General features: G+C 70.9%; 23 protein-coding genes. 6 read left to right on the top strand and 17 right to left on the bottom strand.

The window, feature by feature from the left end; all coding sequences use genetic code 11:
* The 3 genes from zwf to pgl are packed head-to-tail and all read left to right on the top strand — an operon-like array spanning position 1 to position 3,331.
* Positions 1–1,533, top strand: coding sequence for a glucose-6-phosphate dehydrogenase (gene zwf, locus EDD93_RS21735; RefSeq protein WP_123526738.1), 1,533 nt, complete (start codon positions 1–3; stop codon positions 1,531–1,533).
* Positions 1,530–2,549 carry a glucose-6-phosphate dehydrogenase assembly protein OpcA gene (gene opcA, locus EDD93_RS21730; protein ID WP_123526737.1) on the top strand — a complete coding sequence of 340 codons (1,020 nt, stop codon included), beginning with the start codon at positions 1,530–1,532 and terminating at the stop codon, positions 2,547–2,549. Before zwf ends, opcA begins: the two co-directional genes overlap by 4 nt.
* Positions 2,546–3,331 carry a 6-phosphogluconolactonase gene (gene pgl / locus EDD93_RS21725; RefSeq protein ID WP_123526736.1) on the top strand — a complete coding sequence of 262 codons (786 nt, stop codon included), beginning with the start codon at positions 2,546–2,548 and terminating at the stop codon, positions 3,329–3,331. Before opcA ends, pgl begins: the two co-directional genes overlap by 4 nt.
* A 120-nt stretch (positions 3,332–3,451) precedes the next feature.
* Here the strand turns inward: pgl and EDD93_RS21720 are convergent, their stop codons facing one another.
* From EDD93_RS21720 to EDD93_RS21655, 14 genes are all read right to left on the bottom strand, one after another.
* Entirely contained in the window at positions 3,452–5,035 is a 1,584-nt protein-coding gene (locus EDD93_RS21720) for a PH domain-containing protein (protein WP_123526735.1), read from the bottom strand.
* Positions 5,032–5,535: a PH domain-containing protein gene (locus EDD93_RS21715; protein ID WP_123526734.1), complete on the bottom strand. Its 504-nt coding sequence runs from the start codon at positions 5,533–5,535 to the stop codon at positions 5,032–5,034. The genes EDD93_RS21720 and EDD93_RS21715 overlap by 4 nt, the downstream gene beginning before the upstream one ends.
* Positions 5,536–5,539: 4 nt before the next feature.
* Positions 5,540–7,207 carry a glucose-6-phosphate isomerase gene (gene pgi / locus EDD93_RS21710; RefSeq protein ID WP_123527910.1) on the bottom strand — a complete coding sequence of 556 codons (1,668 nt, stop codon included), beginning with the start codon at positions 7,205–7,207 and terminating at the stop codon, positions 5,540–5,542.
* A gap of 159 nt (positions 7,208–7,366) precedes the next feature.
* A complete protein-coding gene (locus EDD93_RS21705; RefSeq protein ID WP_078617917.1) occupies positions 7,367–7,702 on the bottom strand; it encodes an RNA polymerase-binding protein RbpA in 336 nt (111 codons plus the stop codon).
* A gap of 108 nt (positions 7,703–7,810) precedes the next feature.
* Complete coding sequence (gene secG, locus EDD93_RS21700; RefSeq protein ID WP_123526733.1) at positions 7,811–8,047, bottom strand: preprotein translocase subunit SecG; 237 nt, start codon at positions 8,045–8,047, stop codon at positions 7,811–7,813.
* Positions 8,048–8,159: 112 nt separating this feature from the next.
* Positions 8,160–8,936 carry a triose-phosphate isomerase gene (tpiA, locus tag EDD93_RS21695; protein ID WP_123526732.1) on the bottom strand — a complete coding sequence of 259 codons (777 nt, stop codon included), beginning with the start codon at positions 8,934–8,936 and terminating at the stop codon, positions 8,160–8,162.
* A gap of 6 nt (positions 8,937–8,942) precedes the next feature.
* Positions 8,943–10,154 carry a phosphoglycerate kinase gene (locus tag EDD93_RS21690; RefSeq protein WP_123526731.1) on the bottom strand — a complete coding sequence of 404 codons (1,212 nt, stop codon included), beginning with the start codon at positions 10,152–10,154 and terminating at the stop codon, positions 8,943–8,945.
* A 108-nt stretch (positions 10,155–10,262) separates the two neighbouring features.
* Positions 10,263–11,273 (bottom strand): type I glyceraldehyde-3-phosphate dehydrogenase, encoded by a 1,011-nt coding sequence (gene gap, locus EDD93_RS21685; protein ID WP_123526730.1) that lies wholly within the window; start codon positions 11,271–11,273, stop codon positions 10,263–10,265.
* 269 nt (positions 11,274–11,542) lie between these two features.
* Positions 11,543–12,532, bottom strand: coding sequence for a DNA-binding protein WhiA (gene whiA, locus EDD93_RS21680; protein WP_024494235.1), 990 nt, complete (start codon positions 12,530–12,532; stop codon positions 11,543–11,545).
* A complete protein-coding gene (gene yvcK, locus EDD93_RS21675; RefSeq protein ID WP_123526729.1) occupies positions 12,523–13,557 on the bottom strand; it encodes a uridine diphosphate-N-acetylglucosamine-binding protein YvcK in 1,035 nt (344 codons plus the stop codon). Before yvcK ends, whiA begins: the two co-directional genes overlap by 10 nt.
* Positions 13,554–14,519 (bottom strand): RNase adapter RapZ, encoded by a 966-nt coding sequence (gene rapZ, locus EDD93_RS21670; RefSeq protein ID WP_123526728.1) that lies wholly within the window; start codon positions 14,517–14,519, stop codon positions 13,554–13,556. Before rapZ ends, yvcK begins: the two co-directional genes overlap by 4 nt.
* Positions 14,516–16,561 carry an excinuclease ABC subunit UvrC gene (uvrC, locus tag EDD93_RS21665; RefSeq protein ID WP_123526727.1) on the bottom strand — a complete coding sequence of 682 codons (2,046 nt, stop codon included), beginning with the start codon at positions 16,559–16,561 and terminating at the stop codon, positions 14,516–14,518. Before uvrC ends, rapZ begins: the two co-directional genes overlap by 4 nt.
* Before the next feature lie 152 nt (positions 16,562–16,713).
* Positions 16,714–17,577: a hypothetical protein gene (locus tag EDD93_RS21660; protein ID WP_123527909.1), complete on the bottom strand. Its 864-nt coding sequence runs from the start codon at positions 17,575–17,577 to the stop codon at positions 16,714–16,716.
* A gap of 91 nt (positions 17,578–17,668) precedes the next feature.
* Positions 17,669–18,286 (bottom strand): papain-like cysteine protease family protein, encoded by a 618-nt coding sequence (locus EDD93_RS21655; RefSeq protein WP_123526726.1) that lies wholly within the window; start codon positions 18,284–18,286, stop codon positions 17,669–17,671.
* A gap of 227 nt (positions 18,287–18,513) precedes the next feature.
* Here EDD93_RS21655 and EDD93_RS21650 point away from each other — a divergent pair, with 227 nt between their 5' ends.
* Complete coding sequence (locus EDD93_RS21650) at positions 18,514–19,440, top strand: hypothetical protein (protein WP_123526725.1); 927 nt, start codon at positions 18,514–18,516, stop codon at positions 19,438–19,440.
* A gap of 109 nt (positions 19,441–19,549) precedes the next feature.
* Here the strand turns inward: EDD93_RS21650 and EDD93_RS21645 are convergent, their stop codons facing one another.
* Both EDD93_RS21645 and uvrA read right to left on the bottom strand, forming a co-directional pair.
* Entirely contained in the window at positions 19,550–19,978 is a 429-nt protein-coding gene (locus tag EDD93_RS21645; protein ID WP_123526724.1) for a Rieske (2Fe-2S) protein, read from the bottom strand.
* 210 nt (positions 19,979–20,188) lie between these two features.
* Complete coding sequence (gene uvrA, locus EDD93_RS21640; protein WP_123526723.1) at positions 20,189–23,263, bottom strand: excinuclease ABC subunit UvrA; 3,075 nt, start codon at positions 23,261–23,263, stop codon at positions 20,189–20,191.
* 175 nt (positions 23,264–23,438) lie between these two features.
* On the opposite strand from uvrA, the gene EDD93_RS21635 reads away from it, so the two are divergent.
* Entirely contained in the window at positions 23,439–24,131 is a 693-nt protein-coding gene (locus tag EDD93_RS21635) for a maleylpyruvate isomerase family mycothiol-dependent enzyme (protein ID WP_123526722.1), read from the top strand.
* 10 nt (positions 24,132–24,141) lie between these two features.
* Positions 24,142–24,798: an MBL fold metallo-hydrolase gene (locus EDD93_RS21630; RefSeq protein ID WP_123526721.1), complete on the top strand. Its 657-nt coding sequence runs from the start codon at positions 24,142–24,144 to the stop codon at positions 24,796–24,798.
* 114 nt (positions 24,799–24,912) lie between these two features.
* On the opposite strand, the gene EDD93_RS21625 is transcribed toward EDD93_RS21630, so the two are convergent.
* Positions 24,913–25,923: a TerC family protein gene (locus EDD93_RS21625; protein ID WP_123526720.1), complete on the bottom strand. Its 1,011-nt coding sequence runs from the start codon at positions 25,921–25,923 to the stop codon at positions 24,913–24,915.
* Positions 25,924–26,136: the final 213 nt, after the last annotated feature.

The following is a 26,136-nucleotide window of genomic DNA, read 5'->3' as shown; positions in this document are numbered from 1 at the left end:
TTGTCTGGTGTTCCCGGAGCCAACCCGCTCCGTGACGCCCAGGACCGACGGCTCCCGCGCATCGCGGGGCCGTCGGGCCTGGTCATCTTTGGCGTCACGGGCGATTTGTCCCGTAAAAAGCTGATGCCCGCCATCTACGACCTGGCCAACCGCGGCCTGCTGCCGCCGGGCTTCTCGCTCATCGGTTTCGCGCGCCGCGACTGGGAGGACGAGGACTTCGCCCAGGTCGTCCACGACGCAGTCAAGGAGCATTCCCGCACGCCCTTCCGCGAAGAGGTCTGGCAGCAGCTCAGCCAGGGCATGCGCTTCGTGCAGGGCAACTTCGACGACGACGTCGCCTTCGAGACCCTCAGGGCCACGATCGAGGAGCTCGACAAGGCACAGGGAACGGGCGGCAACTTCGCCTTCTACCTGTCCGTGCCGCCGAAGTTCTTCCCCAAGGTCGTCCAGCAGCTCAAGAAGCACGGACTCGCCGACCAGAGCGAGGGTTCCTGGCGCCGCGCCGTCATCGAGAAGCCCTTCGGCCACGACCTGAAGAGCGCGCAGGAGCTCAACCAGCTCGTGCACGACGTCTTCCCGCCGAACGAGGTCTTCCGGATCGACCACTACCTCGGCAAGGAGACGGTCCAGAACATCCTGGCGCTGCGCTTCGCCAACACGATGTGGGAGCCGATCTGGAACAGGTCGTACGTCGACCACGTCCAGATCACGATGGCCGAGGACATCGGCATCGGCGGCCGGGCCGGCTACTACGACGGCATCGGCGCCGCCCGTGACGTCATCCAGAACCACCTGCTCCAGCTGCTGGCGCTGACGGCGATGGAGGAGCCCGGCTCCTTCCACCCCAAGGCCCTGGTCGCCGAGAAGCTCAAGGTGCTCACAGCGGTGGAGCTGCCGGAGGACCTCGGCAAGCACACGGTGCGCGGCCAGTACACGCACGCGTGGCAGGGCGGCCAGGAGGTGCCCGGCTACCTGGAGGAAGAGGGCATCGACCCCAAGTCGAAGACCGACACCTTCGCCGCGGTCAAGCTGACGATCAACAACCGCCGCTGGGCGGGCGTGCCGTTCTACCTCCGTACCGGAAAGCGGCTCGGCCGCCGGGTCACGGAGATCGCGGTCGTCTTCAAGCGCGCCCCGTACCTGCCCTTCGAGTCCGGTGCCACGGAGGAGCTGGGCGGCAACGCCCTGGTCATCCGGGTCCAGCCGGACGAGGGCGTGACGGTGCGGTTCGGCTCGAAGGTGCCCGGCACCTCGATGGAGGTACGGGACGTCACGATGGACTTCGCCTACGGCGAGTCCTTCACCGAGTCCAGCCCTGAGGCGTACGAGCGGCTCATCCTCGATGTCCTGCTCGGTGACGCCAACCTCTTCCCGCGCCACCAGGAGGTCGAGCTCTCCTGGAACATCCTGGACCCGATCGAGGAGTACTGGGACAAGCACGGCAAGCCGGCGCAGTACCCGGCCGGGACCTGGGGCCCGTCCGAGGCGGACAACATGCTCGCACGAGACGGACGGAGCTGGCGGCGGCCATGAAGATCGATCTCACGGAAACCACGTCCAGCAAGATCAACCAGGCCCTGGTGTCGGCCCGCCGCGCGGTCGGCGCCCCGGCCATCGGGATGGTGCTCACCCTCGTCATCGTCACCGACGAGGAGAACGCCTACGACGCGCTGAAAGCGGCGAGCGACTCCTCACGCGAGCACCCCTCGCGGATCATCGCCGTGATCAAGCGGGTCAGCCGCTCGCCGCGCGCCCGCCGTGACGCGCGGCTCGACGCCGAGATCCGGGTCGGTTCCGACTCGGGCTCCGGCGAGACCGTCGTGCTGCGTCTCCACGGTGAGCTGGCCAACCACGCCCAATCGGTCGTCCTGCCGCTGCTGCTGCCGGACGCCCCGGTGGTGCTGTGGTGGCCCCAGGACGCCCCTGCGGACCCGGCGAAGGACGCCCTGGGCGCCCTCGCCCAGCGGCGTATCACCGACACCTACTCGGCCGAGCACCCGATCGACGAGCTGGCGGTGCGCGCGGCGACGTATCAGCCGGGCGACACGGACCTGGCCTGGACCCGCATCACGCCCTGGCGCTCGATGCTGGCGGCGGCGCTCGACCAGCAGCCGGCGGAGGTCATCTCCGCCACGGTCGAGGGCGAGTCCGACAACCCGAGCTGTGAACTGCTGGCCATGTGGCTGGCGGACCGGCTCGGGGTGCCGGTGCAGCGCACCACGTCCGACGGCCCCGGTCTGACGGCCGTCCGGATGACGACGAAGAGCGGCGACATCGTCCTGGACCGGGCCGACGGCTCGCTCGCCACGCTCTGCATGGTGGGCCAGCCCGACCGCGCGGTGGCGCTGAAGCGCCGGGAGACGGCAGAACTCCTCGCGGAGGAGCTGCGGCGTCTGGACCCGGACAACATCTACGAGTCCACGGTGAAGTTCGGCGTGGAGCGCCTCGAAAAGGTGGCGGAGCCGGTCACGGCGAAGAAGACCGCCCCGTCCGACCCACCCGCCGCCGCGAAGAAGGCCGCACCGGCGAAGAAGGCGGCGGCCAAGTGACCGTCGTCCCCCAGCTCGTCGTGCACCGCGACAAGGAGCTGATGGCGCAGGCCGCGGCGGCCCGGCTGATCACGAAGATCGTGGACGCCCAGGCCGCACGCGGTCACGCCTCGGTGGTGCTCACCGGCGGGCGCAACGGCAACGGCCTGCTGGCCGCGCTCGCCGGGGCGCCCGCCCGGGACGCGATCGACTGGTCGCGGCTCGACCTGTGGTGGGGCGACGAGCGGTTCCTGCCCGAGGGCGATCCGGAGCGCAATGTCACGCAGGCCCGCGAGGCCCTGCTCGACTCGGTGCCGCTGGACCCGTCCCGGGTGCACGCGATGCCCGCGTCGGACGGCCCGCACGGCGGGGACGTCGAGGCCGCGGCGGCCTCGTACGCCGCCGAGCTGGCCGCGGCGGCCGGACCGGAGGACCACGGTCCGGTGCCGGTGTTCGACGTGCTGATGCTGGGCGTCGGCCCGGACACGCATGTCGCCTCGCTCTTCCCCGAGCTGCCCGCGGTACGGGAGACCGAGCGCACCGTCGTCGGTGTGCACGGGGCGCCCAAGCCGCCGCCCGTCCGGGTCACGCTCACGCTGCCCGCCATCCGGGCGGCCCGCGAGGTGTGGCTGCTCGCGGCGGGCGAGGACAAGGCGGAGGCCGCGGCCATCGCGCTGTCGGGCGCCGGGGAGATCCAGGCCCCGGCGGCGGGCGCGTACGGACGCGGCCGCACCCTGTGGCTGCTGGACGCGGCGGCGGCGTCCCGGCTGCCGCGCGCCCTGTATCCGCCGGCATCCGCCTGACCGGCTCCCGGCGGCAACGCCCGCAGGCCCGGCCCGCTCCTCGGAGCGGGCCGGGCCTGCGGGCGTTCGGGGCGGTGGTCGTCCTGCGGGCGTTCGGGGGCCCTGGTCGCTCGGCCGGGCTCACTCCCCTGCCGGGACCCGCTCCAGGAAGGGTTCCAGCAGCCCCTGGACGGCCTCGGACGCGAACTCCAGGCCCTCGGCCTCGTCCGCGTCGTACACCGTGTACGCGCCCGCTCCGGCGGCCGTGGTGGCGGTGATGTTCAGCAGCCCGGCCCGTCGCTGGAAGTACGTCTGGCGCACCGTCCAGCCGATCACCCCGGACCGCTCCAGCGCCGCGGTGGAGCGGCGCAGCGCACCCGACCGGGTCACCAGGTACCCGCCGCTGAGAGCGTGCCCGAGTCCTCGGTAGGCGTCCCGGGCCAGCACCACCCCGGCGGGCAGCCCCACGGCCGCGCAGCCGAGCGCGATCCAGAGCAGGACGGGTGTCAGCAGGGCGCCGAGGAGCGCGCACACCAGGACCGGCGCCAGGACCGTCCACAGCGCCCGGCGCAGCCGCCGGCCCCGGGCGCCGGCGGGGTGCACGGTGAGCGCGGCGCCGGTCGGTGAGGTGGTCTCGCGCAGCACGGCGGCGGCGACGGTGTCGGCGACCGGCCGGGGTGCGGCGGGCAGCAGGGTGTTGTGGTCGCCGTGCTGTTCCTCGTCGTCCTTGGCCAGCCCGGTGGTGATCGCGTCGACCCGGGCGGCGCCGAGCAGCCGGACGCCGAGCGGCTCGACGAGGTCGACACCGCGCAGCCGTCGCTCCTCGATGGAGACGGAGCGGGAGGTGAGCAGTCCGCGCCGGATGCGCAGGGTGCCGCCGGGCTCGCGTTCGAGGCGGTAGTTCCACCACATCTCGACCCAGAGGCCCAGTGCGCCGACGACCCCGGCGAGGACCCCGGCGGCGGCGAGGAGCACGATCAGGGAGAGCAGTGAGGTCTCCCGGTAGCGGTCGCCGACCCACTCGATCACCTGGCCCTGCGCGCCGAACCAGTCGCTGACCTGCAGTACGGCCCCGGCCGCCGCCCCGCCGAGCGCGGGCGCGACGAAGGAGACGGGTGCGTAGCGGATCCAGCGCGGGTCGAGGGTGACGAGCTCCCCCTCGACGTGGCTGCCCGAGGCGGCGGTGAGGCCCCGCTCCAGCAGGGCGCGGCGCAGCCGTTCGCCCTCGGCCCGCAGGACCGGGTCGAGCTCCAGGGCCGACTCGGCCCCGGTGTGCTCGCCGGTGCCGATGCGGACCGTGACGAGCCCGAGGACCCGCTGGAGGAGGTGGGCGGTGACGTCGACGCTGCGGATGCGTTCGCGTGCCAGCGAGCGCTTCTTGACGAGCAGCAGTCCGGTGTGGAGTTCGACGCGCTCGGCGCCCACCCGGTAGCGGGTGCGGCGCCACCGTACGTAGTCGGTGCCGGCGCCGAAGGCGATCAGGAGGGCGGCGCCCGTCAGCACCCAGGCGATGGCGGGGCCGTATCCCAGGCGCCCGGAGAGCCCGAGCGTGGTCGGCACGGCGGCACCGGCGGCCACGCCCGCCGTGACGAGGGCGGCGAGCAGGACCGCCCGCCGGTCGAGCCGCCGCCACTCGGCGGAGGCGGGGCCGGCGGGGTCCGCCGGGCCTCTCGCGTCCGCGCTGTCCGCCGCGTCCGCCGTGTCCGGCGCGTCCGCCGTGCTCATGTGGCGTCCCCGGGGGTGTCCTGGGTGATCCGGGTCAGCCGCTCCGCGAGCTCGGCGGCCAGCTCGTGGTCGAGGCCCTCGATCCGGACCGCGCCCTTGGCCGAGGCGGTGGTGACGGTGACCGTGGCGAGCCGGTAGAGCTGTTCGAGCGGCCCGCGCACCGTGTCCACGGTCTGGATCCGGGACATCGGCGCGATCCGCCACTCCTGCCACAGCGCCCCCGTGCGGACGTACACCGCCTCGTCGGTGACCTCCCAGCGGTGGGTGCGGAACCACCAGAGGGGGAGCAGGACGGCGCAGGCGGCGCCCAGGAACGCCAAGGCCGCGGCGCAGACCAGCAGCCAGAACCGGGCGGACGCCAGGAACGCGCCCAGCACCGCCAGAACGGCCACCGGCCCGGCGGTCAGCAGCAGCCACCGGGTCCGCCACCAGCCGACGACCCTCGGGTCCAGCGTGTTGGCCGGCGGCCGCAGCCGTACCGTCCCCTCCCCCGTGGGCACGGGGTCAGCGCCCCCTGCGCTCGCGGTACGCGGCGACGAGCGCGGCGGTCGAGCTGTCCAGCTGCCCGGCCTCCTCGCCCCCGGCGGCCTCGTCCCGGGTCAGCACCGGCTCGATCTTCTTGGCGAGGACCTTGCCGAGTTCGACGCCCCACTGGTCGAAGGAGTCGATGTTCCAGACGGCGCCCTGGACGAAGACCTTGTGCTCGTACAGCGCGATCAGCTGGCCGAGCACCGACGGCGTCAGCCGGTCGGCGAGGATCGTCGTCGTCGGGTGGTTGCCGAGGAACGTCTTGTGCGGCACCAGCTCCTCGGGCACACCCTCTGCGCGCACCTCGTCCGGTGTCTTGCCGAAGGCCAGCGCCTGGGTCTGGGCGAAGAAGTTGGCCATCAGCAGATCGTGCTGGGCGACCAGGCCGGGCAGCAGCCCCTCGACCGGTTCGGCGAAGCCGATGAAGTCCGCGGGAATCAGCTTCGTGCCCTGGTGGATGAGCTGGTAGTACGCGTGCTGCCCGTTGGTGCCGGGGGTGCCCCAGACGACCGGTCCGGTCTGCCAGTCCACCGGACGGCCGTCCCGGTCGACCGACTTGCCGTTGGACTCCATGTCGAGCTGCTGGAGGTACGCGGTGAACTTGGACAGGTAGTGGCTGTAGGGCAGCACCGCGTGCGACTGGGCATCGTGGAAGTTGCCGTACCAGACGCCCAACAGGCCCATCAGGAGCGGGACGTTGTCCTCGGCGGGCGCGGTGCGGAAGTGCTCGTCGACCAGGTGGAAGCCGTCGAGCATCTCGCGGAAGCGGCCCGGGCCGATGGCGATCATCAGCGAGAGGCCGATGGCGGAGTCGAAGGAGTACCGTCCGCCGACCCAGTCCCAGAACCCGAACATGTTGTCCGTGTCGATGCCGAAGTCGGCGACCTTCTCGCTGTTCGTCGACAGCGCCACGAAGTGCTTGGCGACGGCCTCCTGACCGGACTTCAGCTCACTGAGGAGCCAGGTCCGCGCGGAGGTCGCGTTGGTGATCGTCTCGATGGTGGTGAAGGTCTTCGACGCGATGACGAACAGCGTCTCGGCGGCGTCCAGGTCACGTACGGCCTCGTGGAGGTCGGCGCCGTCGACGTTCGACACGAAACGGACGGTCAGGCCCCGGTCGGTGAAGGAGCGCAGCGCCTCGTACGCCATTGCCGGGCCGAGGTCGGAACCGCCGATGCCGACGTTGACGATGTTCTTGATCGGCTTGCCGGTGTGGCCGGTCCACCGGCCGGACCTGACGCCCTCCGAGAAGGCGGCCATCTTGTCGAGCACCGCGTGCACGGCGGGCACCACGTTCTCGCCGTCGACCTCGATCACGGCATCGCGCGGGGCGCGCAGCGCGGTGTGCAGGACGGCGCGGTCCTCAGTGGTGTTGATCTTGTCGCCGCGGAACATGGCGTCCCGCAGGCCGGCCACCCCGGTGGCCGCGGCGAGCTCACGGAGCAGCCGGAGCGTCTCGTCGGTGACCAGGTGCTTCGAGTAGTCGACGTACAGGTCACCGACCCGCAGCGTGTATCCGGTGCCGCGCTCCGGATCGTCCGCGAACAGCTCGCGCAGGTGGGTCGTCCCGAGCTGCTCACGGTGCTTTCCCAGCGCGGTCCATTCCGGCGTCTGGTTGAGCCTGGTGCGACTTTGTGCGTTCATCCCGGACATCAGCCCATCTCTCCTTGTCACCGCAGTTCCCCGCTGCCCCTCCAACTTAATTGATCAGCGGGGAGGACGGGACGGCGGCGGGGCTGCGGCGCGACGGAAGCATTTCGGCCGGGCACCCCGTGGGTGCCCGGCCTGATCCGAACGAAAGACCTAGATCTCGCCGCGGAGTTTCGCGAGGGCCTCGGCCAGGATGGCCTCGCCGTCCTCGTCGCTGCGCCGCTCGCGCACGTACGCGAGGTGCGTCTTGTACGGCTCGGTGCGGGGCGGGTCCGGCGGGCTGTCACGGTCCTGGCCGGCCGGGAAACCGCAGCGCGGGCAGTCCCAGGTCTCCGGTACCTGCGCATCATGGGCGAAGCTCGGCTGCGTCTCGTGCCCGTTCGAGCACCAGAAGGAGATGCGGGCCCGTGGCGCGGACTCGCCGCGCTCGGCCTCCCCCATCGGCCCCGCTCCGACCCGGCTTCCCCGGATCGCGTTGCCACTTGCCACGGTCGTAACTCCCTGCGTGATGGTGCTCGAAGATGCCCCAGTCTACGTAAGGCCCAACGCGCGTCCAGTGAAAGGAGTTACACCCTCACAGGAATCGCGTACGACGGGTCAGTTGTCCAGCTTGATGAGCAGACCGAGCACCACGATGCATGCGAACCAGCCGAGACCGACCACGACGGTGATCCGGTCGAGGTTGCGCTCGGCGACCGAGGAGCCACCGACGGACGACTGCATGCCGCCACCGAACATGTCGGAGAGACCGCCGCCCTTCCCCTTGTGCATCAGCACCAGCAGCATCATCAGCAGGCTGAAGACGATCAGGGCGATCTCGAACGCCAAAATCACGGCTGGTCCCTACTTTCCGGAAATTCCTGGACTGCTATGCGAACAACGGGGGCCGGGAGGCTCAGCCTCCTCGGCCCCCGCAAGGGTACGACGGATCCGCGCTACCGCATACTCACTGGTCGCGGAAGCGGACGATCTTGACGAACTCGTCGGCGTCCAGCGCGGCGCCGCCGATCAGCGCGCCGTCCACGTCGGGCTGCGCCATGATCGCGGCGACGTTGCCGGACTTGACCGAGCCGCCGTACTGGATACGGACCGCGTCGGCCAGCTCCTGCGAGTACAGCTCGGCGAGGCGGCCGCGGATCGCACCGCAGACCTCCTGCGCGTCCTCGGGGGTGGCGACCTCGCCGGTGCCGATGGCCCAGACCGGCTCGTAGGCGATCACGATGGACTCGGCCTGCTCGGCCGGGACGTCCTTGAGGGCGCCGTCCAGCTGGGCGAGCGTGTAGGAGACCTGCTCGCCGGCCTTGCGGATGTCCAGGCCCTCGCCGACACAGAGGATCGGGGTCAGGCCGTGCTGGTAGGCGGCCTTCACCTTGGCGTTGCAGACCTCGTCGGTCTCGGCATGGTACTGCCGGCGCTCGCTGTGTCCGACGGCGACGTAGGTGCACTTCAGCTTGGCGAGCATGGGGCCGGAGATCTCACCGGTGTACGCGCCGGAGTCGTGCGCCGAGATGTCCTGGGCGCCGTACTTGATCTTCAGCTTGTCTCCGTCGACCAGCGTCTGCACGGAGCGCAGGTCGGTGAAGGGCGGCAGGACGGCGACCTCTACGGCGTCGTAGTCCTTGTCGGCCAGGGCGAAGGAGAGCTTCTGGACGTGCGCGATGGCCTCGAGATGGTTGAGGTTCATCTTCCAGTTGCCCGCCATCAGCGGGGTGCGGGTGGTCATGAAAGGTCAGTCCTCCAGTGCGGCGAGGCCGGGAAGCGTCTTGCCCTCGAGGTATTCGAGGCTGGCGCCGCCACCGGTCGAGATGTGTCCGAACGCGTTCTCGTCGAAGCCCAGGATGCGGACCGCGGCGGCGGAGTCGCCACCGCCGACCACGCTGAAGCCGGACGAGTCGACGAGGGCCTGGGCGACCGCCCGGGTGCCCTCGGCGAAATCGGGGTGCTCGAAGACGCCCATGGGGCCGTTCCAGAAGACGGTGGCCGCGTCGGCGAGCTTCGATGCGTAGAGCTTGTTGGTCTCCGGCCCGTTGTCCAGACCCATCTGGCCGGCCGGCATGGCGTCGGCGGGGACGGTGGCGGGGTCGGCCGGGGCCTTGGTCTTGAGGTCGGGGAACGCCGGGGCGACCACGACGTCGACGGGGAGCACGAACTCCACGCCCTTCTCCTCGGCGCGCTTGAGGTACTCGAGCACCACCGGGATCTGGTCCTCCTGGAGCAGCGAGCTGCCGACCTCGTGTCCCTGGGCCTTGAGGAAGGTGTACGCCATGCCGCCGCCGATGAGGATGCGGTCGGCCCGCTCCAGGAGGTGGTCGATGACGCCCAGCTTGTCGGAGACCTTGGCGCCGCCGAGGACGACCGCGTAGGGCCGCCGCACGTCGTCGGTGAGCTTCTTCAGGACGCCGACCTCGGTGGCGATCAGGTCGCCCGCGGCGTGCGGCAGCCGGGCCGGGAGGTCGAAGACGGAGGCGTGCTTGCGGTGCACGGCGCCGAAGCCGTCGCCCACGTACACGTCGGCGAGCTCGGCCAGCTGGTCGGCGAAGGCGCCGCGCTCGGCGTCGTCCTTCGACGTCTCGCCGGCGTTGAAGCGGAGGTTCTCGATGACGGCGACCTGGCCGTCGGTGAGGGCGGCGACCGTGGCACGGGCGGAGTCGCCGACCGTGTCGGTGGCGAAGGCCACGTCGGTCCCGAGCAGCTCACCGAGCCGGGTGGCCGCGGGGGCCAGCGAGAACGCCGGGCCCGGGGCGCCCTTGGGGCGGCCCAGGTGCGAGGCGACGACGACCCGGGCACCGGCCGCGGCCAGCTTCTCCACGGTCGGCTGGACGGCGCGGATGCGTCCGTCGTCGGTGATGGTGGTGCCGCTGAGGGGCACGTTGAGGTCGGCGCGGACGAATACGCGCTTGCCGGTGACCCCTTCGGCGAGAAGTTCGTCGATGGTCTTCATCTGCTGGACTCCTTGGGAGGACGAGAGAGCATGCAACGGGGCTCGAACGGCGCTTCGTTGCGCTGTTCGAGCCCCGTGCTCACATCGAGGTGCCTGCCGATTCGAAGGTCAGAGCTGGCTGCCGACGAAGACGGTCAGGTCGACGAGGCGGTTGGAGTAGCCCCACTCGTTGTCGTACCAGCCGAGGATCTTCACCGTGTTGCCCTCCTGGACCATGGTCAGGGAGGAGTCGAAGGTGCAGGACGACGGGTCGCCGACGATGTCCGAGGACACGATCGGGTCCTCGGTGTACGTCAGGAAGCCCTTGAGGTCGCCGTCGTCGGACGCCTTCTTGAACGCGGCGTTGACCTCGTCCTTGGTGACCTCTCGCTCCAGGGTCACGACGAGGTCGGTGGCGGAACCGGTCGGGACCGGGACGCGCATCGCGATGCCGTCGAGCTTGCCCTTGAGCTGCGGGAGGACCAGAGCGGTCGCCTTGGCGGCGCCGGTCGTGGTGGGGATGATGTTCTCGGCGGCGGCGCGGGCGCGACGCAGGTCCGAGTGCGGGAAGTCCAGGATCCGCTGGTCGTTCGTGTACGCGTGGACCGTCGTCATCAGGCCCTTGACGATGCCGAAGTTCTCGTCGAGAACCTTGGCCATCGGCGCCACACAGTTGGTGGTACAGGAGGCGTTGGAGATGACGTGGTGGTTGGCCGCGTCGTACTTGTCCTGGTTGACGCCCATCACGATGGTGATGTCCTCGTCCTTGGCCGGAGCCGAGATGAGGACCTTCTTCGCGCCGCCCGCGATGTGCTTGGCGGCGTCGGCCTTCTTGGTGAAGATGCCGGTCGACTCGATGACGATGTCGACGCCCAGCTCACCCCAGGGGATGTCCGCCGGGTTGCGCTCCGAGAGCACCTTGATGGTGTGACCGTCGACGGTGATGGTGTCGGCGGTGTGGCTGACCTCTGCCTTGAGACGACCCAGAATGGTGTCGTACTTCAGCAGGTGAGCCGTGGTCGCAGTGTCACCCAGGTCGTTGACAGCCACGATCTCGATGTCCGCACCCTGCTCCAGCAGCGCGCGGAAGTAGTTACGACCGATGCGGCCAAAGCCGTTGATGCCTACGCGGATCGTCACGAACCGATCTCCTCGTTAGGTACGCCGGTTTTCGACGCCGGCGAGTTGTATGGGATGTCCCCGACCGCCTACGACACTACCCCTCCGAGGCGCCGGGAGTGACATCGAGCAGGGCGGGAGGAACGACGCAGGTCCGTACTCCCCAGTAGGAGTACGGGCCTCCGGTTGTCCTCCCCCGCCCGCTGCGACGATTACGCAGTGTCAACGCCCCCGGGAACGTGGCGCGTTCCTGCCCGGCCCGGCGGCCGGGGACCAGGACCCGGCCGGGATCAGCCGACCAGGCCGTCGGCCAGCTCTTCGCTGAGGGTGGATTCCGTGCTCGGGATACCCAGGTCCTGGGCCCGCTTGTCGGCCATCGCGAGGAGCCGGCGGATGCGGCCCGCGACGGCGTCCTTGGTCAGCGGCGGGTCGGCCAGGGCGCCCAGCTCCTCCAGGGAGGCCTGCTTGTGCTCCATGCGCAGCCGTCCGGCCGCCGCGAGGTGCTCGGGCACCTCCTCGCCCAGGATCTCCAGCGCGCGCCCCACCCGGGCGCCTGCGGCCACGGCGGCCCTGGCGGACCGGCGCAGGTTCGCGTCGTCGAAGTTGGCGAGGCGGTTGGCGGTGGCGCGGACCTCGCGCCGCATCCGGCGCTCCTCCCAGGCCAGCACCGACTCATGGGCGCCCAGCCGGGTGAGCAGGGCGCCGATCGCGTCGCCGTCGCGGACGACGACCCGGTCCACGCCGCGCACCTCGCGGGCCTTCGCCGCGATGGAGAGCCGGCGGGCGGCGCCGACCAGCGCGAGGGCCGCCTCCGGCCCCGGGCAGGTCACCTCCAGCGAGGACGAGCGCCCCGGCTCGGTGAGCGAGCCGTGGGCCAGGAACGCCCCGCGCCAGGCGGCCTCGGCGTCGCAGGTGGCCCCCGAGACCACCTGCGGGGGAAGCCCGCGGATGGGACGGCCGCGGCCGTCCACCAGACCCGTCTGGCGGGCCAGCTGGTCGCCGCCCGCCACCACCCGTACGACGTAGCGGGAGCCGCGCCGCAGCCCGCCGGGGGCCATCACGATCAGCTCCGAGCTGTGCCCGAAGATCTCGAGGATGTCCCGCTTCAGCCGGCGCGCCGCCATCGCGGTGTCCAGCTCCGCCTCGATCACAATCCGGCCGCTCACCAGGTGCAGCCCACCCGCGAACCGAAGAATCGCCGAGACTTCTGCCTTCCTGCAGCAGGTCCGGGTTACGGGAAGCCGAGAGATTTCGTCCTTCACCGCTGGCGTCATCGCCATGGGCCGATCCTTCCATGCATCCGAAAAATACGGTCGTACGCGGCGGCCAACAGCTCCGGATCATGAATCGGAACGCCGTCGGGTGAGGCCACCGGCGCCAGCTCGACCGCGGCACCGAGCCGTTTTGCGGCATCGGCGAGGGACTCGCGGTCGGGCACGGCGGCCTCGTCGGCCAGCACCACGTCCAAGGCGAGTTTAGGGGCGTGTCGTCCCAAAACCTCCAAATGACGCTGCGGAGAGAAGCCATCTGTTTCACCGGGTTGCGGCGCGAGGTTCAGCGAGAGGACCTTTCGGGCCTTCGTTTCGATCAGTGCGTCCAGCAGATCGGGGACGAGCAGATGCGGAATGACCGAGGAGAACCAGGACCCGGGACCGAGCACCACCCAGTCCGCGTCCAGGACCGCCGCGACCGCTTCCGGGACGGCCGGCGGGTCGGCCGGGACCACGTGCACGGACTGGACCTCGCCCGGGGTGAGCGCCACGGTGGCCTGGCCGCGCACGGTGTCCACCTCGTCCGGGCGCTCCGGGTCGTGTCCCCGTACCAGCGCCTGGAGCTCCAGGGGCACGGCGGACATCGGGAGCACCCGGCCGTGCGCCCCGAGGAGCCTGCCGACCAGGTCCAGGGCCTGGACGTGGTCCCCGAGCTGCTCCCACAGGGCGACGATCAGCAGATTGCCGACGGCGTGCTCGTGCAGGTCGCCCTTGGACTGGAAGCGGTGCTGGATGACCTGGGCCCAGGTCTGGCCCCAGTCGTCGTCGCCGCACAGGGCGGCCAGCGCCTTGCGCAGATCGCCCGGCGGCAGCACGCCCAGCTCCTCGCGGAGCCGGCCGCTGGAGCCGCCGTCGTCCGCGACGGTGACCACGGCGGTCAGATCGCCGGTGATCCGCCGCAGCGACGTCAGCGACGCGGACAGCCCCATGCCGCCGCCGAGGGCGACGACCTTCGGCTGGGCGCCGCGCTTGCGGCCGGACAGCGCGGAGGTCGCCCTGCTCAGCCGGCGCAGGCGCAGGTTGCGACTGGTCACTCGCGCCCCATGTCCCGGTGCACGAGCACGGTCTCGATCCCCTCCGTGGCGAGCCGGGCCGCCAGCTTCTCCGACATGGCGACGGAGCGGTGCTTGCCGCCGGTGCAGCCCACGGCGATGGTCACGTAACGCTTGCCCTCGCGGCGGTACCCGGCGGCGATGAGCTGGAGCAGCTCCGTGTACTGGTTGAGGAACTCCTTGGCGCCCGGCTGGTCGAAGACGTACGCGGAGACCTCCTCGTTGAGCCCGGTGAAGGGGCGCAGCTCGGGGACCCAGTGCGGGTTGGGCAGGAAGCGGCAGTCCACCACCAGGTCGGCGTCGACCGGCAGCCCGTACTTGTAGCCGAAGGACATCACCGTGGCGCGGAGCTCCGGCTCCTCCTCACCGGCGAACTGGGCGTCCATCTTGGCGCGCAGCTCGTGCACGTTGAGGCTGGAGGTGTCGATCACCAGGTCGGCGTCGCCGCGCAGCTCGCGCAGCAGGTCGCGCTCGGCGGCGATGCCGTCGACGATGCGGCCGTCGCCCTGCAGGGGGTGCGGGCGGCGGACCGACTCGAAGCGGCGGACCAGGGCGTCGTCGGAGGACTCCAGGAAGACGATCCGCCTGGTGACGCCCTTGGCCTCCAGGTCCGCGAGGGACTCCCTGAGGTTGTCGAAGAAGCGGCGGCCGCGCACGTCGACGACGACGGCGATCCGGGCGACGTTGCCCTGGGACCTGGCACCGAGCTCCACCATGGTGGGGATCAGGGCGGGCGGCAGGTTGTCCACGACGAACCAGCCGAGGTCCTCCAGACACTTGGCGGCGGTGCTGCGCCCGGCGCCCGACATACCGGAGATGATCACCAGCTCGGGGATGGCGGCCGTGCTGTCGGCCGTCTCGGCCGGGGTGCCCGTACTCACGTGTCCTGCTCCGTCTGCTCGGTCTGTGCGGTCATGCCCTTGTTCATGTTCGCGCTCAGTCATGTCGTGCTGCCCCCGTCGTCCTCTTCGATGATCTCTCCTGTGGCCGTGTTCACGGCGGGCGCGGCCGGGGTGGTCGAGGCGAGCGCGACGGCCACTGATTCCGCCGTTCTGCGGCCTATCCCCGGAACCTCGCAGATCTCGTCGATTGTCGCCTGTCGCAGCTTCTTCACGGAGCCGAAATGCTTGATCAGCGCCTGCTTCCGGGTCTCGCCGAGACCGGCCACGTCGTCCAGGGGGCTGGAGCGGACGCGTTTGGCCCGTTTGGCGCGCTGGTAGTTGATCGCGAACCGGTGTGCCTCGTCGCGGATGCGCTGGAGGAGGTAGAGGCCCTCGCTGGAGCGGGGCAGGACCACCGGGTCGTCGTCATCGGGCAGCCAGACCTCTTCGAGGCGCTTGGCGAGGCCGCAGACGGCGATGTCGTCGATCCCCAGCTCGTCCAGTGCCCGCTTGGCCGCCGCGACCTGGGGTTGGCCGCCGTCGACCACCAGGAGCTGGGGCGGGTAGGCGAAGCGCTTGGGCCGGCCGTCGTCCTCCCGCGGCTCGGCGGCCCCGTCCGGTGCGGGCTCGGCCGGGACGGAGGGTGCGGGGGCCGCCGGGGCGGGGCCGGACTCCGCGGGGGTCTCCTCCCACTCGCCCGTGCGCTCCTTCTCGTGCAGGTAGCGGCGGAAGCGGCGGCCGATCACCTCGTGCATCGAGCGGACGTCGTCCTGTCCCTCGAAGGTCTTGATCTGGAAGCGGCGGTACTCCCCCTTGCGGGCGAGCCCGTCCTCGAAGACCACCATCGACGCCACCACGTCGTCGCCCTGGAGGTGCGAGATGTCGAAGCACTCGATGCGCAGCGGAGCCGTGTCCAGGCCGAGCGCCTCGGAGATCTCCTCCAGGGCGCGGGATCGGGTGGTCAGGTCGGAGGCACGCTTGGTCTTGTGCAGCCCGAGGGCCTGCTGGGCGTTGCGCTGGACCGTGGCCATCAGGTCCTTCTTGTCGCCGCGCTGCGGGATGCGCAGGCTGACCTGGGAGCCCCGGCGGCCGGCCAGCCACTGGGAGACCGCGTCCGGGTCCTCGGGGAGCGCCGGGACGAGGACCTCCTTGGGGACGGCGTCCCCGGCCTCCTCGCCGTACAACTGCTGGAGCGCGTGCTCGACCAGTCCGGAGGTGTCGACGTTCTCCACCTTGTCGGTGACCCAGCCGCGCTGGCCGCGCACCCGGCCGCCCCGGACGTGGAAGATCTGGACGGCGGCCTCCAGCTCGTCCTCGGCGACCGCGATGAGGTCGGCGTCGGTGGCGTCGGCGAGCACGACGGCGCTCTTCTCCATCGCGCGCCGGAGCGCCTCGGCGTCGTCGCGGAGCCGGGCCGCCCGCTCGTACTCCATCTCCTCGGCCGCCGCCGCCATGTCCTTCTCCAGACGGCGGATGTACGAGCCGGTGCGGCCGGCCATGAAGTCGCAGAACTCGTCGGCCAGTTCGCGGTGCTCCTCGGGGGTGACGCGGCCGACGCAGGGGGCCGAGCACTTGCCGATGTAACCGAGGAGGCAGGGGCGGCCGGTCCTGACGGCGTTCTTGAAGACACCGGCGGAGCAGGTGCGGACGGGGAAGACCCGCAGCATCAGATCGACCGTCTCGCGGATCGCCCAGGCGTGGCCGTACGGACCGAAGTAGCGCACGCCCTTCTTCTTCGCCCCGCGCATGACCTGCACGCGCGGGAACTCCTCGTTGAGCGTGACGGCGAGGTACGGATAGCTCTTGTCGTCGCGGTACTTGACGTTGAACCTGGGGTCGTACTCCTTGATCCAGGAGTACTCCAGCTGGAGCGCCTCGACCTCCGTGGAGACGACGGTCCACTCCACGGACGCGGCGGTGGTCACCATCGTGCGCGTACGCGGGTGGAGGCCCGCCAGGTCCTGGAAGTAGTTGGCCAGGCGCTGGCGCAGGTTCTTCGCCTTCCCGACGTAGATCACCCGGCGGTGTTCGTCGCGGAATTTGTAGACCCCCGGGGAGTCGGGGATCTGTCCCGGCTTGGGGCGGTAGCTGGAGGGGTCTGCCATGTCTCCCACCCTACTTGCGGGCGGTGACAGCGCGGTGTGCCCGTGGACGGCGCCGTGCTCCGGAGCGCGCGTCGGGGGTACGCGTCCCGGAGCACGGGGTCATCGGGCGCGGCCGCTCCGTGCCCGGCCGCGCCCGTACGTCGCCGGTGCGGTCAGCGGGTCCGGCGGCGGTGGCGGCGCAGGGCCGTCGCGCCGCAGAGGCCGAGCACGATCAGGGCGCCCGCGGCGGCGGCACCGGACGTCGCGGTCAGCGCGGTGTCCGTACCCGTGTCCGCCGCGATGGCGGGCCCGGGGCGGGCCGGCGCGGACCCGGGCCGCGCCGCCGCGGTGTCCGGTTGCGCCCCGGCGGGGCCGTAGCCGCCCGCCCGGCCGGAGCGGGCGTATCCGGAGCCGGGGAGCTTGTCCGCGTAGGCGGCCCGTACCCGGGTGCGGTAGGCGGCCAGGGTGGTGCCGCTGGCGCCGACCGCGTTCACGGCGTCCCGGTCGAGCGGGAGCACCCGGCTGCCCTTGTGGACGTACCAGGCGTCGATCTGCGGCTCCCGGAAGACGGTGCCGCCGGGCAGTTTCCGCGCGCCCGCGGCGGTGTAGCGGGCCTCGTCGTCACCGGTGGCGATGTTCACCACCTGCCAGTGCCCGTCCTTCCCCGGCTCGGGCAGCGTCCACAGGGAGGCCTTCTGCCCGTCGGAGGAGACGGCGGTGCTGGCCAGGTAGTCGAGGTCGGCGACCTCGGCCCCCGGTTCACCGGCGACGAAGCCCGCGGCCAGGGTGCGTACGGGCACGGCCGCGCCCTCGATCCGGGGAGCGGCAGCGGCCCTGGTGACCGCGCCCTCCCGGGCGAAGAACCGGGACAGCGTGTCCAGGGTGGCGGTGTCGGTGGCGGCCTCGTGGGCCGCCGCCAGGGCCGCCGGGGTGGCGGCGGGTCCGGTGGCGGCGGACGCCTGCGGGGCTCCGACGGTGAGCAGGGCGGACCCGGCCAGCACCCCGGCCGAGGCGAGGGCGGCCGCGGCGGAGCGCACGGTACGTGAGGTGCCTGCGGTCCGTGCGGTGCCTGTGGTGTCCGCGGTCCGTGCGGCGGGGCGGGCCGGGAGTCGTCCGGTAGTCATGCCGTCACGCCCCGATCCGGTAGAGCGAATGGGTCCAGGAGAACTCGGCGTTGTTCACGTACCAGGCGTGCGAGGCCCAGTTGTAGCGGTTGTTGGAGGGCCAGGGATCGCCCCAGTAGACCCAGCTGTTCGCGTCGTCGTAGCCGTACAGGACGTGCATGTGGCCGCCGCCCGACGACCACTGGATGCGGGTCTCCACCGGCCTGCCGGCGCTGATCTCGGCCTGCACGGTCGGGTAGCGCAGCCAGCCGGTGACGTACGAACCGGGGCTGACGCCCGCCCAGGACAGCCCGTCCTGGACGTTGCCGAGCGAGGCCTGCGAGTTGGGGCACTCGTAGCCCTGGGCGCGGCCGAAGGCGGCGTTGCAGAACTCGTTCTGGGTGTGCCCGCGGCCGAACCACGCGGCGACGGTGTTGCCCGCGGCGGCCCAGCACCAGTTGGTCTTCTGCTGGGCCTGCATGGTGATGTTCAGCCGCTGGGCGGCGGCGAGGGTACCGGCGGCGGCCGGCGCGGGGCGGTTCAGGTCCGCGGCGGTGGCGGTCGCCGCCGGAACGGCGAGCAGCAGGGCGGCGAGCAGGGCTGTGACCGACAGCCGTCGGGGCCTGACTCTTCGGTTGCGCATGGTGGTCCTCCCGGGGCGGGGGGTGGGGGTTCCAAGGAGCGCGTCCGGACGCTGTGGTGGAGCATCAACCGTTGTCGGGAACGGGTCAACACGCTTCAATGCGGGGGAACATCGCGGTGTGAACGCCCGGGGCGGCTGCGTGAACGCGTCCCCCCGGCCACCTGCGGACCGGCATCCACCGGCGCGGCCCCGCCCCCGCGCGACGTGAACGTTCACCTGGAGGACCCATGCAGCACACCGAGGCCGAACTGGCGCAGGTGCTGCACACCGGCCCATTCCATCTGGCGCTGCGCACCGCGCTCTCGGTGCGCGGGCTGCCGCTCCAGCGGGTGCAGCACCATCTGGCGCACCGCGGGGTGAAGGTCGGTGTGACCAGCCTGAGTTACTGGCAGCAGGGCGCCAGGCGTCCGCAGCGTCCGGAGTCCCTGCGGGCCGTGAAGGCGCTGGAGGAGGTGCTGGAGCTGCCGGGGAACTCGCTGCTCGCGCTGCTGGGGGCCGGGGAGTCCCGCCCGGAGGCCGACCGCCCGCCGGCCCGCTCGTACCGTTCCCTGGTGGACGCGTCCGGTGCGGTCGAGCGGCTGCTCGGCGCGATGGAGTCACCCTCGGACGGCGGGCTGCACACGGTGGGGCACCAGGAGCGGGTACGGATCGGGCCGGACCGCCGGATGCAGCGCCGCAGCTCCCAGCACGTGGTGCGCGCCCACCGCGACGGAACCGACCGCTATCTCGCCGTGTACCGGGGCGATCCGGGCTGTGATCCGGCCCGGGTCGGGGTGAGCGCGCGGGAGAACTGCCGGACGGGGCGGGTCCGCTGGGACGCGGCGGCGGGGGTGCTGGTCGCGGAGCTGCTCTTCGACACCCGGCTGCGGGCGGGCGAGACGTACCTCTTCGGTTACGGCTTCGAGGACGGTACGGGTGGGCCGTGCGACGAGTACGTGCGCGGCTTCAGCTTCGGCGGCGGGCAGTACGTGCTCCAGGTCGGCTTCGACGAGGAGGCGCTGCCGGTCCGGTGCCGGCGCTTCGCCCAGGTGTCCACGGGTGCGCCGCGCGGCGCCCGGACGGACCTCACGCTCACCGGCCGCCACCGGACGGTCCACCTGGTGGAGCAGGGGGTGCGGCCCGGCCTGGTCGGCATCGACTGGGACTGGGAGTGAGCCGGGCCGGGGCCTGAGCCCGCCGGGGCGCTGGCCTGCGTCGGCGCCGGGCCTGCCGGGCGCCGGGCGTGGTCCGGGCGCCGGGCGTGTTTCGGGCCTCGGGCGTGGTTCAGGCGTCGGGGCCCGCGACCAGCCGGCCGCCCTCGACCCTGACCGGGACGGAGGGCAGCGGCACGGTCGCCGGACCGTGCACGGCCTTGCCGGTGGTGGTGTCGAAGCGGCTGCCGTGACACGGGCAGTGCCCCTCGTTCTTCTCGACCCTGTCCAGCAGGCAGCCCGCGTGGGTGCACTGGGCGCTGAACGCCTTGTACTGGCCCTTGGCCGGGCAGGTGACGATGACGCGCTGCTCGCGGTAGAGCTTGGACTCGCCCACCGGGACCTCGTCCGGGGCGCCGAGCTCGACGGGCGCGGTGGGGGTCGGCGTCTCGGCGTGCCCGAGCTTCGAGTCGGTCGAGCAGGCGGCCGCGCCCAGTCCGGCGACGCCCACGAGGGCGGCACCCTTCAGCACGGTACGGCGGGCGGCGGGCTGGCCGGACATGCGGTCTCCACTGGTCTGAGGGATTCGGTGCGGTGCCAGAGGTGCCTGGGACAGCAGCGCAGCGGAGGCATCGGTGACGTAACCGACGATACCGGCGGAGACGGATGCCCCGGCGCGCGGGTCCGGTGCGGCAGGTCGTGCCGGGGCGGGCGCCGTACACACGGCGAGGCGGCGGCTCCCGGAATCCGGGAACCGCCGCCTCGCCGGCCGTCAGGCCTTGCGCGCGCGGGTCGCCTTCTTGGCTGCGGGCTTCTTCGCCTCGGCCTTCTTGGCGGCGGCCTTCTTCGGCGCGGCCGCGCCCGTGGCCTTCGCCGCGGTGCTCCGGTTCGTCTTGGCCGTCGCCGTCTTCCTGGTGGGGGCGGACTTCGCGGCGACCGCCTTCTTCGCCGCCGTCCCCCGGACCGGCTTGCGGGCCGAGGGCACCGCCGCCTCGCCGACCCGGTCCGCGTCCAGGATGCCCTGGAGGAACTTCCCGGTGTGGCTGGCGGGAACACCGGCCACGTACTCCGGGGTGCCCTCGGCGATGACGAGACCGCCGCCGTTGCCGCCCTCGGGGCCCATGTCGATGACCCAGTCGGCGGTCTTGACGACATCGAGGTTGTGCTCGATGACGATCACCGTGTTGCCCTTGTCGACCAGGCCGGAGAGCACCTTGATGAGCTTGGAGATGTCCTCGAAGTGCAGACCGGTGGTCGGCTCGTCCAGCACGTAGACCGTGCGGCCGGTCGAGCGCTTCTGGAGCTCGCTGGCCAGCTTCACGCGCTGTGCCTCACCACCGGAGAGCGTCGGCGCGGACTGGCCGAGCCTGACGTATCCGAGGCCGACCTCGTTGAGCGTGCGCAGGTGGCGCGCGATGGTCGGCACGGCCTCGAAGAACTCCAGGCCCTCCTCGATGGGCATGTCCAGCACCTCGGCGATGGACTTGCCCTTGTAGTGGACCTCCAGGGTCTCCCGGTTGTAGCGCGCCCCGTGGCAGACCTCGCACGGGACGTACACGTCCGGCAGGAAGTTCATCTCGATCTTGATGGTGCCGTCGCCGGAGCAGTTCTCGCAGCGGCCGCCCTTGACGTTGAAGGAGAACCGGCCCGGCAGGTAGCCGCGGACCTTGGCCTCCATCGTCTCCGCGAACAGCCTGCGAACGTGGTCGAAGACGCCGGTGTACGTGGCCGGGTTGGAGCGGGGGGTACGGCCGATGGGCGACTGGTCGACGTGCACGACCTTGTCGACGAGGTCGTCCCCGTCGACCCGGGTGTGCCGGCCGGGGACCGACTTGGCGCCGTTCAGCTCGCGCGCCAGGTGGGTGTAGAGGATGTCGTTGACCAGGGTCGACTTGCCGGAGCCGGAGACACCGGTCACGGCGGTCAGCACACCGAGCGGGAAGGAGACGTCGATGTCCTGGAGGTTGTTCTCCCGGGCACCGTGCACGGTGAGCAGGCGCGAGGGGTCGACGGGACGCCGGATGTCGGGCATCGCGATCGACCTCTTGCCGGTCAGGTACTGACCGGTGATCGACTTGTCGTTGGCCAGCAGCTCCTTGAACGATCCGGAGTGGACCACCTTGCCGCCGTGCTCACCGGCGCCGGGGCCGATGTCGACGACCCAGTCCGCGACCTTGATGGTGTCCTCGTCGTGCTCGACGACGATGAGGGTGTTGCCCATGTCGCGGAGCCGGACCAGGGTCTCGATCAGGCGGTGGTTGTCGCGCTGGTGCAGGCCGATGGACGGCTCGTCCAGGACGTAGAGCACGCCGACCAGGCCGGAGCCGATCTGGGTGGCGAGCCGGATGCGCTGGGCCTCGCCGCCGGACAGGGTGCCGGCCGCGCGGTTCAGCGAGAGGTAGTCCAGGCCCACGTCGACCAGGAACTTCAGCCGCTCGTTGACCTCCTTGAGCACCCGCTCCGCGATCTTCTTGTCACGGGCGTTCAGCTTCATCCGGCCGAGGAACTCGGCGCACTCGCTGATCGACATCGCGGCGATCTGGGCGATGGACTTCTCCATCACCGTCACCGCCAGGACGATCGGCTTGAGGCGGGTGCCCTCACAGGTCGGGCAGGGAACCTCGCGCATGTAGCCCTCGAAGCGCTCCCTGCTGGAGTCGCTCTCCGCCTCGGAGTGCCGCCTCTTCACGAACTGCACGGCGCCCTCGAAGGAGGGGGTGGTGTAGGCGCGCTCGCGCCCGTACCGGTTGCGGTAGCGGACCTCGGTCTGGATCTTGTGGCCGTGCAGCAGGGCCTTCTTGGCCCGCTGCGGCAGCCCGTCCCAGGGGATGTCCGTACGGAAGCCGAGGGCGTCCGCGAGCGCCTTGATCTGGCGCCCGAAGTACTCCTTGGTGTGGCCGTGTGACCAGGGGTGGATCGCGCCCTCGTCGAGGGACTTCTCCCCGTCCGGGACGATCAGCTCCGGGTCGACCTCCATCCGCGTACCGATGCCCGTGCAGTCCGGGCAGGCACCGAAGGGCGAGTTGAAGGAGAAGGAGCGCGGCTCCAGCTCCTCGAAGGAGAGGTCGTCGTACGGGCAGTAGAGGTGCTCGGAGTACATCCGCTCACGCTCGGCGTCGTCCTCGGGGAGGTCGACGAAGTCGAGCACGACCATGCCTCCGGACAGGCCCAGCGCGGTCTCGACCGAGTCGGTCAGCCGCCGCTTGGCGCTGTCCTTGACGGTGAGGCGGTCGATGACCACCTCGATGGTGTGCTTCTCCTGCTTCTTGAGCGTGGGCGGCTCGGAGAGCTGGATCGTCTCGCCGTCGACCCGGGCCCTGCTGTACCCCTTGGTCTGCAGGTCCGCGAAGAGGTCGACGAACTCGCCCTTGCGCTCGCGCACCAGCGGCGAGAGGACCTGGAAGCGGCTGCCCTCGGGCAGCCCGAGCACCTTGTCCACGATGGCCTGCGGCGACTGGCGCGAGATCGGACGACCGCACTCGGGGCAGTGCGGCTTGCCGATCCTGGCGAAGAGCAGCCGGAGGTAGTCGTAGACCTCGGTGATGGTGCCGACCGTCGAGCGCGGGTTGCGCGAGGTCGACTTCTGGTCGATGGAGACGGCGGGCGACAGGCCCTCGATGAAGTCGACGTCCGGCTTGTCCATCTGACCGAGGAACTGCCGGGCGTACGAGGAGAGCGACTCCACGTAACGGCGCTGCCCCTCGGCGAAGATCGTGTCGAACGCGAGCGACGACTTGCCCGACCCGGAGAGCCCGGTGAAGACGATGAGGGAGTCGCGGGGGAGGTCGAGCGAGACGTTCTTGAGGTTGTGCTCGCGAGCGCCACGGACGATGAGACGGTCGGCCACGCCGGTCCGCACCTTTCTAGAGAGAAGCGGGGGAACTGAGCCCCTGCCCCAGGGTATGGGGGGTGCCACAGCGATGTACGGAGCTTTCGACTCCGAGCGTATAGCACGCGCATTCGATTTACGGACGGCTGATGACTCCTTCACCCGAATGAGTGGCGGGGCTACTCTCGGCCCCATGATTGATCATGCGCACGACCTGGACGCACTTCGTGAAGCGACCGCCCGGCTGCTCAGCGCCACGGAGAAAATGGACGAATCCGAGCTCGCCCGGCCGTCGCGGCTGCCCGGCTGGAGCCGGGGTCATGTCCTCGCGCACCTTTCACGTAACGCCGACGCGCTGGTAAATGTTCTCCAGGGCCGGCCGATGTACGCAGACAGCGAAACCCGCGACCGCGACATCGAGCGCGACGCGCACCGCACACAGGCAGCACAGCTGGCCGATCTGACGGAGAGCGCGGCCCGCTTCGTGGCGGCGGCCGCCGCCCCGGCCGACTGGTCACGCACCGTCGCGATGCGCAACGGTGTGACGGACTCGGCCTCCCGGATCCCCTTCCGCCGCCGTATCGAGGTCGAGCTGCACCACGTCGACCTGGGCGTCGGCTACGAGCTGGAGGATCTCCCGGACGACTTCACCGCCCGGGAGATCGACTTCCTCGCCGAGCGGTTCGCCGGGCACCCGGACATCGTGTCCACGGCCGTGGCCGACGGCACGGGCCGGATCTGGACGACGGGGGGCGGCAGGGAAGGCGGCCCGGTCGCGGTCCGCGGGACGGCGCCCGAGCTGCTCGGCTGGCTCTGCGGGCGCCGCGACGGGTCGGCACTGACCGTCGAGGGCGGCCGGCCCCTGCCCGTACTGCCCCCGCTATAGGCTGAGACGCATGACGTACAGCGGAGTGGTCAAGGTCGGCGGGCGGGCGGACGTGCACGAGCTGACGGATCTGATGATCTCCAAGGTCGCCGTCGGCCCGATGAACAACAACGCCTACCTGCTGCGCTGCCGGGCCACCGGCGAGCAGCTCCTGATCGACGCGGCGAACGACGCCGCGACCCTGCTCCGGCTGATCGGTGACGACTCGATCGCCTCGGTCGTCACCACCCACCGCCACGGCGACCACTGGCAGGCGCTGGGCGAGGTCGTGGCGGCCACCGGCGCGCGTACGTACGCCGGGCGCCACGACGCCGAGGGGATCCCGGTCACCACCGATGTGCTCGTCGATGACGACGCCACGATCCGGGTCGGGCAGGTCGCCCTGACCGCCCGGCATCTGACCGGACACACACCGGGCTCGATCGCCCTCCTCTACGACGACCCGCACGGTGCCCCGCACCTGTTCACCGGGGACTGCCTCTTCCCGGGCGGGGTCGGCAACACGTTCGGGGACGCCGGAGCGTTCGTGAGCCTGCTGGACGATGTGGAGACCAAGCTCTTCGCCCCGCTGCCCGACGAGACCTGGGTCTACCCGGGTCACGGCAACGACACCACGCTGGGCGACGAGCGGCCCCGGCTGCCCGAGTGGCGCGCCCGCGGCTGGTGACAACGGCACACGGGAAGGCCCCGGTGACATCCGCTTCACGGAGCGGGAGTCACCGGGGCCCTTTCATGCGTGTCGCCGTGCGTGGCCCCGCTCCAGCGGGGCCACGCGGCCGGTTCAGGCGTCGATTCCGGCGCCCTTGTCCGCACCGTTCTCGGCCTCAGCGGCCTCCTCGGTCTCCGAGGCCGCCTGCTTCCTGGTGGCGAGGAGGCTGGTGATCGTGGTGATCACCAGCACGCCGCAGATGACGCCGAGCGAGACCGGGATCGAGATCTCGGGCACGTGCACCCCGGACTCGTGCAGTGCGTGCAGCACCAGCTTGACGCCGATGAAGCCGAGGATCACCGAGAGCCCGTAGCTGAGGTGGACCAGCTTCTTCAGCAGACCGCCGATCAGGAAGTACAGCTGCCGCAGACCCATCAGGGCGAAGGCGTTGGCCGTGAAGACGATGTACGGGTCCTGGGTCAGCCCGAAGATCGCCGGGATCGAGTCCAGCGCGAACAGCACATCGGTGGTTCCGATGGCGAGCATGACGACCATCAGGGGCGTCAGGACGCGCTTGCCGTTGTTGCGGATGAACAGCTTGGTGCCGTGGTACCTGTCGGCGACACCGAAGCGGCGCTCGATCGTCTTCAGGAGGCGGTTCTCCTCGAACTCCTCTTCCTCCTCGTCGGCCCGCGCCTCCTGGATGAGCTTCCAGGCGGTGAAGATCAGGAACGCGCCGAAGATGTAGAAGACCCACGAGAAGTTGGCGATGACCGCGGCGCCGGCGGCGATGAAGATCGCCCGCAGCACCAGTGCTATCAGGACACCGAAGAGCAGCACCCGCTGCTGGAGGTGTGAGGGCACCGAGAACTTCGCCATGATCAGCACGAAGACGAAGAGGTTGTCGACGCTCAGCGATTTCTCGGTGATGAAGCCGGCGAAGAACTCGCCCGAGGCCTGCGTCTCACCCGAGACGAGCAGGCCGAGCCCGAAGAGGGCGGCCAGGGCGATCCAGACGACCGTCCAGATTCCGGCTTCCTTGGTCGACACGTCATGGGGCTTGCGCCCGATGAAGAAGTCGACGGCGATGAGGGCGCTGAGACCAAGGATGGTCAGCGCCCAGAGGGTCCATGAAACGTCCACTGCGCCTCCGGCAGTTCGCTACGGCTACTGATCAGCGTCGTCGCTGCCGGAGGTCTCTTCCACCTGGGCGCACGGGCTGCGCGCCTGGCCGGCGCCCCGGGACCGGTCACAGTCCGTACTGACGGGAACGCCGCGATCGGGAGTACTCCCCTCCGCCCAAAGAACAGTACAGGAATTACCAAGGAAAGGTAAAGAGGAAGCTAAAGAAGAACC

Origin of the sequence: Streptomyces sp. 840.1, from assembly GCF_003751445.1 — a bacterium.
Classification (GTDB): Bacteria; Actinomycetota; Actinomycetes; order Streptomycetales; family Streptomycetaceae; genus Streptomyces.
This window is presented reverse-complemented; position numbering and strand designations above follow the sequence as displayed.

Coding starts and splice junctions, on each gene's coding strand:
- opcA (WP_123526737.1), top strand. CDS start 1,530: ATGAAGATCGATCTCACGGAAACCACGTCCAGCAAGATCAACCAGGCC.
- EDD93_RS21720 (WP_123526735.1), bottom strand. CDS start 5,035: ATGAGCACGGCGGACGCGCCGGACACGGCGGACGCGGCGGACAGCGCG.
- pgi (WP_123527910.1), bottom strand. CDS start 7,207: ATGAACGCACAAAGTCGCACCAGGCTCAACCAGACGCCGGAATGGACC.
- tpiA (WP_123526732.1), bottom strand. CDS start 8,936: ATGACCACCCGCACCCCGCTGATGGCGGGCAACTGGAAGATGAACCTC.
- EDD93_RS21690 (WP_123526731.1), bottom strand. CDS start 10,154: ATGAAGACCATCGACGAACTTCTCGCCGAAGGGGTCACCGGCAAGCGC.
- whiA (WP_024494235.1), bottom strand. CDS start 12,532: ATGGCGATGACGCCAGCGGTGAAGGACGAAATCTCTCGGCTTCCCGTA.
- rapZ (WP_123526728.1), bottom strand. CDS start 14,519: ATGACTGAGCGCGAACATGAACAAGGGCATGACCGCACAGACCGAGCA.
- uvrC (WP_123526727.1), bottom strand. CDS start 16,561: ATGGCAGACCCCTCCAGCTACCGCCCCAAGCCGGGACAGATCCCCGAC.
- EDD93_RS21655 (WP_123526726.1), bottom strand. CDS start 18,286: ATGCGCAACCGAAGAGTCAGGCCCCGACGGCTGTCGGTCACAGCCCTG.
- EDD93_RS21650 (WP_123526725.1), top strand. CDS start 18,514: ATGCAGCACACCGAGGCCGAACTGGCGCAGGTGCTGCACACCGGCCCA.
- EDD93_RS21645 (WP_123526724.1), bottom strand. CDS start 19,978: ATGTCCGGCCAGCCCGCCGCCCGCCGTACCGTGCTGAAGGGTGCCGCC.
- EDD93_RS21635 (WP_123526722.1), top strand. CDS start 23,439: ATGATTGATCATGCGCACGACCTGGACGCACTTCGTGAAGCGACCGCC.
- EDD93_RS21630 (WP_123526721.1), top strand. CDS start 24,142: ATGACGTACAGCGGAGTGGTCAAGGTCGGCGGGCGGGCGGACGTGCAC.